At 29.5% G+C, this 13,254-nt stretch carries 5 protein-coding genes; 4 read left to right on the forward strand and 1 reads right to left on the reverse strand.

Going from position 1 to position 13,254, the window contains the following annotated elements:
- The first annotated feature begins 94 nt into the window (after positions 1-94).
- From rpsB to NPA13_RS01205, 3 genes are all read left to right on the forward strand, one after another.
- Positions 95-916 (forward strand): 30S ribosomal protein S2, encoded by an 822-nt coding sequence (rpsB, locus tag NPA13_RS01195; protein ID WP_257089562.1) that lies wholly within the window; start codon positions 95-97, stop codon positions 914-916.
- 33 nt (positions 917-949) lie between these two features.
- Positions 950-1,831 carry a translation elongation factor Ts gene (gene tsf, locus NPA13_RS01200; protein ID WP_257089564.1) on the forward strand — a complete coding sequence of 294 codons (882 nt, stop codon included), beginning with the start codon at positions 950-952 and terminating at the stop codon, positions 1,829-1,831.
- Between the two features lie 145 nt (positions 1,832-1,976).
- Entirely contained in the window at positions 1,977-5,249 is a 3,273-nt protein-coding gene (locus NPA13_RS01205) for a hypothetical protein (protein WP_257089566.1), read from the forward strand.
- 45 nt (positions 5,250-5,294) lie between these two features.
- On the opposite strand, the gene NPA13_RS01210 is transcribed toward NPA13_RS01205, so the two are convergent.
- Complete coding sequence (locus tag NPA13_RS01210; RefSeq protein ID WP_257089568.1) at positions 5,295-7,553, reverse strand: hypothetical protein; 2,259 nt, start codon at positions 7,551-7,553, stop codon at positions 5,295-5,297.
- Between the two features lie 163 nt (positions 7,554-7,716).
- Here NPA13_RS01210 and NPA13_RS01215 point away from each other — a divergent pair, with 163 nt between their 5' ends.
- Positions 7,717-13,245, forward strand: coding sequence for a PDxFFG protein (locus NPA13_RS01215; protein ID WP_257089570.1), 5,529 nt, complete (start codon positions 7,717-7,719; stop codon positions 13,243-13,245).
- Positions 13,246-13,254: the final 9 nt, after the last annotated feature.

Below are 13,254 nucleotides of genomic sequence, written 5' to 3' on the forward strand. Positions count from 1 at the left end.
ATCAGTAAATATGGATTCACTTGGGTGTGCTAATCATAGTGCTAGGTGCTCGAAATATTTACGTAGCAAAACAAACTAAAAGGAAATTAAAATTATGAACAACTCAGAAAACAAAAAAGAAAATGTTAAAGTTGTTGAAAAACAACAAAGAACACCAATTGTTTCAAAAACAAAATTATTAGAAGCTGGAGCATACTTCGGACACAAAACTCACGCTTGAAACCCAAAAATGAAAGATTACATTGTTCCAAATAAAAAGAACAAAGGATCACACATTATTGACATTATCAAAACACAAAAATACTTAGAATATGCTTACTCATTAGTAAACACATTAGCATCTAAAAATGCACAATTTATTTTTGTTGGTACAAAAAAACAAGCTAGAGAAGCGGTTAAAGAAGCAGCTGAAAGAACAAACTCATTATACGTAACAGAAAGATGATTAGGTGGTACATTAACAAACAACCAAACAATCATGTCACGTGTAAACAAAATGAAAGAATTAGAAGCTAAAGCAGCTAACGGATTTGCTGGATACACAAAGAAAGAAGCTTTAGACTTACAAAAGAAATTAGATAAATTACACAAAAACTTAGATGGAATCAGAAACATGAACAGATTACCACAAGTAATGATTGTTGCTGATCCAAATGAAGATGCAATCGCAGTTAAAGAAGCTAAAAGAAAGAAAATCAAAGTTATTGGTATTTTAGATACAAATGCTAACCCAGATTTATTAGACTTCGGAATTCCTGCAAACGATGACTCTTCAAAATCAATCGCTTTAATTATGACAATTTTAGCTGACGCTATTGTTAAAGCACGTGGTGGACAAGTTAAATTTGCATACCAAGAAGACGATAAAGTTGTTTTACCTTCATTCCAAAAACAAGAAGAAAACTCAAACAACTAATTAATCACAAAATAATTTAATTAAGGAGTAATCATGGCAGACATGAAAATGGAAAAAATTAAAGAATTAAGAGCTAGAACAAATTCAGCCTTAATCGATGTTAAAAAAGCATTAGAAGCTACAGAATACGACATTGAAAAAGCAATTCAATGATTAAAAGAAAACGGAATTGTTAAAGCTGCTAAAAAAGCAGGTCGTATTACTGCTGAAGGTGCAGTTTCAGCTCATGGAACAGATAAAGAAGCTGTTATGGTTGAAATTAACTCAGAAACTGATTTCGTTGCTAAGAACGACAAGTTCCTTAACTTATTAAACGAAGTTACAAAATCAGTTTTTGAATCAAAGGCTAACACCTTAGAAGAAGCCTTAGCTACAAAAATGAATGACAACGAAACTGTTGAACAAGCTTTAATTCAAGCTACATCAGTTATTGGAGAAAAAATTTCTCTTCGTCGGATTCAAAGAGTAGTTGCTGAAGAAGACCAAGTTTTAGGTATATACGTTCATGTTAACCGTCAAGTTGCAGCAGTAGTTACAGTTAAAGGTAACAATGTAGAAGCTGCTAAAAACGTGGCAATGCATGTTTCAGCTATGAATCCTGAATTCACATTAGTTTCAGATATCCCTGCAGAAAAATTAGAAGAAATCAAAGCAGGATTTGAGAAACCAAATGGTTTTGACTCTAAACCAGAAAAAATACAACAACAAATTACAGAAGGTTGATTAAACAAACAATTATCAGAAATCGTTTTAGCTAAACAACCTGTTGTTGTTGACGATTCAGTATCAGTTGAAAAATACTTATCAAATCACAATGATGAGTTAGTTTCAGCTGTTAGATTTGAAGTTGGTGAAGGTATTGAAAAAGTTCAATCAAACTTTGCTGACGAAGTAGCTGGAATGGTTGTTAAGTAGTTCTTACTTAACTTCTATTTTGATATAACGCATATTCTAATCACTTGGAATGTGCGTTTTTCTTTATAAATTAATAAATTAATTTATAATAAAACTTATAAAATCAAATTAACTAAAAAAATCAACAAAACAAAGGATAAATCATATGAAAGCAAGATTAAAATCATTAGTTTTAGGTTTAAGTGGTGCGGCATTACTTTCACCAATGTTATTAGTTTCATGTAATAACTCATCAAGCTCACAAAAAAGTCAAGCAGAACTTAAAGCAGAAAAATCAAAATTAAACACAGATATTCAAGCTGAATTTAACAAATACAGTTCAGTTGCCAAATCTGGAGATAGCTTAGATCAATTAGTATCAAAAAAACAAAATGAATTATTTGCTTTAATTGCTGAATTAGATAAAAAAGAAGTTTTATCAGACTCAGACGTTAAAAAATTAGCTGACTTTTTACAAACATTAAAAGATCAAGCTGCAGACGTATTATTACGTGGATTTGTTGATAAAAACTTAGAAGTTGTTGCGATTGAAAAACAACTTGAAGCAGCTAAAAAGGAATTAGAAGATCTTAAAGCCGACACTGAAGGTGCAAACAAGGAAACATTAGCAGAAAAAGAAAGAGAAATTCAAGCCCTTAACGATCAATTAGAAATTGCTAAAAATGAATTAGAAGATGTTAAGTCAAAAATGGTAAAGAGAGCTCCTTCAGGTAAGCAATCATTACTTAAAATCACAAAAGCAATTCTTTTCTACTTAAGCTCATTTAAATCAAAATACCCTGAACTTTATAAATCAAACCAATCAATCATTGATGGAGCTGTTTCAACATGAGAAAAAAGTAGTAAAGAATATGAAGCTCAAGAAGATGACTACAATAACATTAACTATTTCTATGCTCAAACAATGTATGCTTTAAACTGATACACAATTATTAAAAATTACTTCCCTGAAGCTAAAGTTGAAATGCCGTTTCCTAAAGAAGAATTCATGAATTCATTATTCCAATGAAGAATTAAAGATTTAGAAAATGTTGCAGTTAACTTATCAAGTATGGATCGTTCAACTTTATCAGCTGAAAAAAGTGCAAAAGTTGATGAAAACATTCAATTAGTTAATGGTGTTAAAACAAACTATGAAGAAGGATTAAATACATCTACAAACTTAGACGAACAATTTATTAACTTCCAAGCATTAGAAATTCAATTCTGAAGCAAATACATTTACAACACAAATTCATTCAATGAATATAGACCTTCATTAATGGTTCCTTCATTAAGAATTTCTAAGTTCCCATTATCAAATGAAATCATTGATGCAGAAGTTTTAGAGCAATTAAAACCAGTTTCTAAAGAAATCGCAGACAAGTTCTCAGAATTCTACAAAAACACAGGAATTAAATACTTACCTTCAGTTTACTACACAAATCTTTACAACCAATTCCGTGATGATCTTTTTAATGTTATTAGATACCAATTTATCCCTAAACAAACCACATTAGAGGGGTTATTATACGTTCTTTCAAAATCGGAAAATGATTTATCAAAATACAATATTGATACAACACAAATTCTTTCTGATATTAACGCAAAAGCTAACGAAATGTATGATGGAGCCTACAGCGGTAGCACATACGCTCTATACAATAGAAAAGTCAAGGCAAAATGAAATGAACAAATGTATGATGGAGATGAAAATTCAGCAATTTACAAATCATATAAAAAATTCAATACATGAGCTATTAAGCAAATGAACGAAATTAAAGCTCTTTCACAAGAACAATTTGTTTCAGCAGTTGATAGATACATGTTAATTAAAGCTTTTGACTTTAAATTAAACACATTAGTTAACTTATTTGAATACTGAAAACTTCAAGACATTGATCCAAAATCTGAAGAAATGGAAGCTATTTTACAACTTTCAAAATCAGCTTCAAAATATCAAGCAAGAATTAAATCTGCAGAAGATACAATCGCTGATTTAGAAGCTATCAAAGCAAAATTAAAAGAATTAGTAAGTTCATACAATTTAGATACAATTAACCATCCAGATTACACAACAATTGAACAATACTCATCTACTCTAAATGAAGATAAAGCTAAAGTTCAAGCAGTTATTGATACATATTCATCATTAACAGGAACTGATGGAATGTTTGAATTTACATTTAGCGAAATTACAGACTTTTTCAATAGTGCTGTAGACAATTTCAGAACAATTATTAATAAATGAGATCAATTTGTTGTCGATTCTAATACAGATGGTTTTGCTGAAACTTACAAAGTTTTAGCTGACTTCAAATCAGTATTAGAACAAAAAGTTGGTGATGAAAACGATGGTAACATGGATATGCTTTATGTAAAATTTGCTGACATTTACCAAGACAACAGATCAGGTGATAAATACACAAATGGGTTAGCTTTATTAGATGAATATACAACATTTGCTAAATCTTTAAAACACAGTGAATTCGCAAATGAAACAGATGCTAGAACATATTTAAACGACAAATACTCACAATTTGAGCAATTAAATGCAAAAATGACAGCTGCTAGAGAAGAAGGTGGAGTATTTTATGCATTAGATGATTACCAAGGATTCACAGACGAATTAGACTATGAATGAGGTGAATTTGCAACTACATTCAGAGATCATGCTTATGATTCAATGTCTCTTGATGACTTAAATTCTAAAGTTGCTTCACTTAATGAAAAAGCCGTTGAATATTCAGCTAACTTTGGTAAATTACCAGCTGCTGGTGAAACATTTATGAAACTTATTGCAGATGATATTGAAAGAGAAAACTCAAACATTGAAAACTTTAGAAGACAAGATAAGAAAGCAAAACAAAGTTTATACATTGTTCCAGGTCAAGAAATTTATGCATTCATTAGACAAATGTATAAATCAGTTTCAGCTGAATTATCAGAAACTTCAATTAGCGAAGATCACCAAGATAAAGTTGTTTATGATGCAACACACAAAGCTATTGATAATTTAGTTAAAAAAGATTTAACATTTAGAAATATAATTTTTGCTAACGCTGATGGTTTTGAATACTTAACAGATGAACAAGAAGCATCAGGAAAACCTAAATCAGAGTTATACACAGAAATGATGAATTTAGAATCAGCTTACTATCAAGCTAACTTAGCGTACTTAAAAGCTGACGCTAGTTCAAAAGATGAGAAAAAACAACAATTACAACAAGCTAGAGTAGCTTACTACAACTTCTTAAATTCAGATAATTTCTCAATTTCAAGAAGTTCATACTTAAAATTCAATTTAAATGTTTACCGAACATATGATGATGATAGTGAATTTACACCATTTGATTTAGCATTATTATTTGCTCAATACGATGGTTCAATTGAATTATTAAGATTCGTTGAGAACACATACATTAAAAACAATCAATAATTTATTTAGTTAAAAACTGGTATCAAAAACCAGTTTTTAATTTTTTTAATTACTAAATTTGAACTTAATAAGGTTTAAATCCTCAGTTAATTTTTGATTATCAGAAATTTGTTTTTCTAATAACTTTTCAATGTTCGCAGGATCAGTCACATATCTTTTTATAGCTATATCCAAGGCGTTTTTGTAACTGAGATATCTCTTATACTCAGCACCGTTGTAATCGATTGCCATTAAATCCAACTCATATCTGCCATCTTCTTTATATTGTTTGAATTTTTCAGGATCTTTTTTAGCTTCTTCAATGTGTCTTTTAGCTTGCTCCACAGATTTAAAATTATCATCAACTAATTTATTGATTTCTTTTATCTTAGTTGTTAAGAATGTTTTGATATTTTGTTTTCTATTTGAATCATTTTTCAGATTTGCAAGAATATTGGTCAAAGATTCATTTACTTTAGCGAATTTAGAAACATTAATTTGAAAGTTGGATTGTAAGTTTGATTTTAAATTAGCTTTGTAATCTTCTTTAAAATCATTAACTTGTTGTCTGATTTCATCAGTAATTCAGCTTTCATTATAGTCGGCAAGGGTTAATTCATTCTCTCAGAAAGTATTAATTACGAAATTATTAATGTTTGAAAATGCTTTAAGTAACATTTCTTGGTCTGTTGTAATTTGATTATTGTTGCTTTCAATTTTTGCAAAATCATAATTTGGTTCAGAACTGTTTATAGTTAATATTTCATTTTTAACAGTATTCAATCTAAAATCTGAATTTTGTTTTAGGCTTTCTAATGTTTCCTTCGCTGTCTGTAGTTGAGTAAATCAAAATTCAATTTTTTCTTCTTTATTAGTGTTAAAGTAACTTGAATTAATGAATTCATTATGAGCTATATTTGCTTCTTTGGTTTTTTGATTCATCATTCAAAGTTGTTCACCTAAAAAGAAATCCTGAAGTTCTAATTTTGCTTTTTCAATTAATAATGGTTTTAATCTATCGAAATTATTGTTATAAAAGTCTTTGTAAGATTGGTATGAACCCATTGTTCTATTAAGTGTGGTTGTGTTTACAGTTTGCATTTCGAGAACTTTATTGTAGATAATTTGTAAACTGTCAATTACAAAAATTATTTTCTTATAAATTAATTCAATAGCATCATCATCAGTGATTTGATTATATTTTGTTATAGTTTCATCTAATATATCTTTTAGTTCATTTGAATTAGTTTCATTAATATAACCCTTAATATAGTTGAAAAGTGTCATAAATTTGTTGTATTTTTGAGTTAAATAATCAATGAATTTATTTCTAATTTCACTATCTGCTAGGTGTTTTAGTCTTGAAAGTAATTCTGTATCCGTTTTGAAATGAGCACTTAAATAGTTGTTAGTTTGAATTAAATTTGATTGAATTTGTCAATTTAAACTCATCAATTTTATATTTGATAAATTTAAGCTAATTAATTCATTATCCAATTTATCTAAATATTGATAATTACTTTTAATACCCTCTAATTCAGCGTGATAGTTATTTCATAACTGGTCGTTTTTAAAACATAAATCCTCAATTAATGGGACAAACTCTTCTACATTTGCTTTTGTTAATATGTGGTTTTCAAGGAAGTTTGTGATTTTTTCACACTCTAAAATATGATTTTCAACAATGCTATTTATTTTATTCAACACTTCTTGCTCTGTTGTGTTTAAGATGTGAAATTCAAAATTAGTTCATAAATTTTTAAATTCTTTAAGTCACTTAATTGATGACTTCATTTGTCCTGCAACAAATTCTCTATATTGTTTTATGTTTTCTAAAAATTTATTCATATTTTGAGGTTCTTGAATAAAAAAGTTTTTGTAAACATTTCTACCGTGTAACGAGGCTGAATTATGTCATTTAAGATCAGGGAAATCTAATAAATGCATTTTTGCTTGAGTACTTAAAATGCTTGCTATGTAATTTATTCAAGCATTTGAATTAGCATTAACAAATGAACTAAGGTTTGATTGATTTAGTTCTGTTAGTGAATTAAATTTGCTAAAAATTGCATCTTCATAATTTACAGTGTTTGATAATACTCTTGATTCATTTACACCTACAGGAGTACTAAAAATAGGTGCAGGTTGCACAATAGGTACGCTTATTTTGTTTTTATTTTCTTTCTTTTCAATTGGTTCGCTAGATTCTGGTGCAGACTGAATGTGTCTTACAATCAATCAAGTTCCTACACTGATTGAACCTGCAATCATTATCGAACCTAAAATTGTTAGTCATTTATTTTTTAATATTTTTATTTTCTTCATTTTTCTCCTCACTTTATTAGTGAAAATGATCAAAAAAGAACTAAAAAAGAACATAATAAGCTTTTGAAAAATCGACATTTAATGTAAAATTGAATTTATTTATATATTTATATATAAATAAGGATTTTTAATCAAAATTTGAAATTCAATAAAGGAGTACTATATGAAAAATTTAGCTTTAAAATACAAAGTTTTATTAGCATTAGGTATATTAGCAGGAGCGTCCGGTATTGCTGTCGGTTCAATTTACGGATATGCAAATAATTCTGATGAAAAGAATGGACCAACAAATCCAGTTGATCAAAAATTATTTGTAAACAACTTTAAAAAATTCTATGATGAAAATGATCAAATTAAACCTGAAGTTTCTGTTTTAGATCCACTTAAATCAAAAATTGTTGCTAATGTAGTTTCAAACAATGAAACTTACAATGAATACAACTTTGTTGGTGAAACAGAAAAATATTCATTTGACGAATTTTTCAAAGAATATTACAAAAGATACAATGAATCATTCATATTAGAAGTTAAATACGGCTCATTCAGTTTTTACAATGAGTACGTTTTAGCTGTTAGACCAAAACAATTTATTGAATTTTCAAATTGATTTATGTCAAACGTATCTTGAGGTCCTGACCTCTTAACTTTAGACTCATTTAGAATTGTTCCAGGAGTTGAGCAAAATGGTAATGCCATTACTTTAGGGTCTCACTCAACATTGCACAAAGAATACAGTGAAATTAAATTCTTCCCTGATGCATTCTTTGGTTCATTGCCTTACTACTCGACGGTTGGTGGTAGAGGAAATGCACAAGATGCGTTAACTTATTCAACATTTAATTATGAAGTTCCTAAGGCTGATGTTGATATGTTCTTAAACAACATTCCTTTAGCAACTTCAATTAAAAACTCTTCAATGCTACCTAACAATACAGCATTTAGAGAAATTACTATTCCAAGAAAATTAATTAACAAAGAATTCTTAGTTTACATTCCAGGTTCAGCACCACAACTTGATGTTGAAAAAATTGAAACAGTTTACTTGCCAAGCAACATTAGTTCTGAAGAATTTGCAAAAGTTGCAGAGGAACTCAAACCTAACTTTGGTACAGTTTCATTAAGTGACTTCAAACCAGTTATTATTAAAGATGTTAACAGTAACTACAATACAGAAAAAAAGAAAACAACTTTTGAAGTCTTCTTTGATTACAAAAATAAAGCTGACTCAGACGCGGTTAAAAACTTTGATAGAGATTCACTTTCAGAAACTGATAAAGCAAAACTTGATCAAGTTATTGCTGCTAGAGGTGACTTTAATGTTAGAACAAGTTTAGACTTTACAAGAATTTCTGAAGCTTCAGCAATTACATACAGAAACTTTGTAAAAGCTATAAACGAAGATATTATTCACTTCTTAGATTTTTATGACATTAATTCATATGTTGGAACAAAACTTTTTGTTTATAAAGAAGGAGATAAAACTTACTACTTTGATTCATTTGTTAAAGCAATCAATGAAGTTCCTGCTTTAAAAGATAAAACTTATGAAGAACAAAAAGCATTAGTTAAAGAATGTGAAATTAAAGAGTTTACAATTCAAAACTCTGGTTCAACACATATGCTTTCAGTTAAACTTGAAGACTCAAACAGATTTATCTTACGTGAACAATTTGTTGCAAGTGCTTCAAATAATTATTCACCAGCCGGATTTGCTCAATTTAAGGAAGCTGCTGGATATTTAGGTTCAATCACTCCTCTTATTTTAGGTTACACAAGTGAAGAAAAAGATGCTAATGGACAAACATTAAGAGGACTTGATTCAAGAAAATACCAAGTTTATACTGAAGTTTATAATGGACTTGCTGAAAAAGTTCTAGAAAAATACCCACACTTACTTAAATCATTAAACGGACCACACTTAGAGAAATCTGTAAATGATAAAGGGGTATATGAATACAAAATTGTTCAAGGTGAATACAAAGGTGTTTCAGAATCAGATAGAATTGGACTTCCACTTGTTTTAGGAACTCTTATCGAAGACTTTGAAGGTATTTCAACAGACTTCTTAAAATATGTTGCAACTCACGAATATGGACATCACTACACACTTGATCAAGGTCAATCTTGAATCGATTCTAAAAACCCTATTTTAGTTGGTGGTCTTTCAACTCGTGGTGGAGCTAGCGACTCTTCATTCTACTCATACAAATCTCTTAAAAACTATTTAGAAGCTAGAACAAACCTTACAGTTATTAGAACAAACAGTTTAGGTGCTCCAACTGAAAATGGTAAATTCATCAAATTCCAGTTTGGTATCCTTGACGAAAACGGAAACGTTGTTTCTCAAGAAGTTGAAACTAAAAATCAAATGTGAGGTGCTGTAGGTGTAGCTGGACAAGATATCTACACAGTGTTAGCCAACCCACAAAGACGTTTCTTACAAGATTATGAAGGAATGATTGAAGCAGCTAAACTTAGAAAAGTTGCTCCAGGTGACTTATTTATCGCAAACTCATTTGATGAACAATCAGGAACACTTAACCCGGCAATTTCTGGAAAATCTAAAGTATTCAAAAAATTCGAAAATGGTGAAATTAAATTTGCACAAGTAACTGCTAAAAACGTTATTGAACAATTAACAGATGGTTCTGGACAACCTATTGCGCAATTTGTTGACTTTATCAATGATGATGAATTCAAAGTTAGAGTTTATGAAACAGAAACTGTAAATGACAAAACAGTTATTACAAAAGTTAACTTCAAAAAACCAGATGGTTCACCAGTTATCAATGTTCCTTTAAATGTTGAACTGGATACAGAAAGCTGAAACTACATTCGTTCACAAGAAAGATTAATTGTTCAATCACTTCAAGAAGTTATCAAAGCTGACTTATTTGATTCAGGATGAAACACTAATGCGACAAGATTAGGTGGTTCACTTGCAATTTACCTTAAAGACTTATTTAATGCAGTTGATTTAAATGACTACTTTAAATCATTTAAAAACAGAGGAAACCAAATTGAATACGATCCACAATACAACTCTGTTTTAGCAAACTTTGCTCAACCAGGTCAAGATGCACCTGAACAACACAGAGAAGCATTACAATACTTATCACTTCGTTCAAGTTTACAAGGTTCACTTAGAGATATTGTTAACACATTCTATGGTTATATAGATACAGAATACAGAATGCAAAATAGAGCAAACATTAACCCTGTTTTAACATTTGCAAACTACAGAGATTTACAAAACTCAACTAAATATACATTCCCATATGTTTCAAGCTCAGCATTCTTAAGTACATACACATACTCAAAAGACAGACTTAGTCAAACAATGAATGAGTACGCTACTGAATTGGGTCTTGAGTCAATTGATGGAAGATGACAAAATAACTTTTCTATTGCATTTTCATATGCTCTTGGAATTGCTAGATTAGGTAACAACTCATCAGACTTGTTTACTTACTTAGACAAAGACCAAAATATGTTAACTTTAGAAAACTTACGTGAGTTACTTACAAGTGGTCCGGATGCTTTTGATAAAACTGTCAAATATGTTGGAATTAATCCATTTTCATCAGCTTACAAAAAAGCTGATTCAAACTTAATTGAAGCTTTTGTTGCTAACTACAAAGTTAATGCAACAAGATTAGATACAAACAAAACTACAAAATCACTTGCTTTTGCTTCGCTTGATAAAATGATGGAATTATTATCAATTGACTACTCAAAAGCTTCATTTGATGTTGCTTCTAAATCATTCAATTGAGATTTAGATTATGTAAAATCAAAATTTGATTTAAGCAAAATTAAATCAGTTGTATTAGCAGGTGACTTCACAGTTTCAACAGATAAAAAAGTTGAAATCGGTGCATCACAACAACTTTTAGCTAACTATGCAATGAAAGCGTTTAAAAACTCAAACTTACTTCTTGCAGTTAAAGACTTTAATGTTGCTACTGATTTAGTTGCAAACCAAGCATTCTTCTCAAAAGAATATGGAATTAGAATTGAAAGTCCTGAATTTAGAGAAAACTATGTTGAAGATGCTTCATTAATTAACTCTGAATCAAAATTACAATTTGATGCAGCTAAATTACAAGAATTCCTTAATGAACTTCTTTCAAAATATGGTGTAAGTGATTACAAACAATATTTTGACACTCAAGACTTAATCCTTTTATTAGGAAACATTACATTCATTAGAAACTTTGGTGTTATTGGAGAAAATCTTCTTATCGGTGATATTTACTACGGTGGATTCTCTTCAGGTAAACCATCAAGTGATGTATTCAACTACAATGAAACAAGAGTTGAGCCATTATTAAATGACAAATTCACAGATTATATTTACTCAATTGCTGAAACGTTAACAAGAGATTATGTTCAAACAACTTACTTACCAAGTTTTGAAAACTTTGGTAACTTACCAAAATTCTTAGGTGGAGTAAATGAATCAGTTACTGGACTTGATTACATTGTTGATGGAACAAAATTAGCTTACTTAAACGATATTAAAAATAGTCAATCAGATATGGTGCAAGGTATTTATGCAGCTATTCAATCACATAAATATAAAGAATACATTGCACAAACTTTAGATTTCCAAATTCAAACAAATATTAAGATTGCTGAATTCAAATCTAAAGTTGATAAATTAAAATTAAATTTAATTCCAGCTGCTGAAGCCGTAATTGCTGATCATAAAGAACAAATTAAATCTGAAGAACAAAAATTAGCTTCAATGCAACAAGGTAGCGACGAATACAATCAAACAGAACAAAAAATCACTGACCTTAAAGCACAATTAGCTGCTAAAGAGCAAGAATTAAACAACTTAGAAGCAGAACTTGCAAGAACTAATATCGATTTAGCTAACGAATCAATTGAAAAGAATAAAAAACTTGTAACTGAATTCAAGGAACCGATTTTTGGAATCTGAAATGACACATCAATGCTTCAAAGAAATGAAGATGGAAGAAGAAATTCAAACTACTTTGGAAGCTTCATCTCAAATAACAATGGATTCTTTAAAGATAGATTTGAAAAAGAAAAAATTGGTATGGAACTTTATGATGAAAACAGAAATGCTATCCAAGACAACAATATTAGATTAAAAGACTTTGAAGGAAACAAAATTACTTCAAGACCTAAAGCATTCTTTGTTTCACAACTTCTTAACTATGGAGTTTCAGAAAGAACAATTTCAGGTATGTTCAGAAATAAAAAACTTGATGCAGTTGCTATGTATGGATACATTCCAAATCAATTAGCAGAGCAAGTTAAATACATTAAGTTCACTGACATTGATACAAATGAAATGCACTACTTGCCTGTCAACATTGATAAAACAAACAACATTTTCTATTATGAAAAACAAGGTGATGCAGATTCTAAAGTTACACTTGAACAATTAGGTTACCAATCTTGAATTTCTGATTATGCACTTATGTCTAAATACAGAAACTCATTATTAAAACCAAAACACAGATTCTATATTGATTTTGCTAATGAAAACAAAGATACAATAGGTGGATTTACAATCGGTGACCTTGATGCAATGATTGAAAACGGTAAAGCTGATGAACAATCACCAATCAAGATAATGCCTGAAAAAGATGAAAACAACAATGACACAGGAAAAACGATTATTTACGTAGATTACCAATTTAACATTTCAGGATAATAAGGAGAA

The sequence above is a fragment of the Mycoplasma sp. 2045 genome, assembly GCF_024582715.1.
GTDB lineage: Bacteria > Bacillota_I > Bacilli_A > Mycoplasmatales > Metamycoplasmataceae > Mycoplasmopsis.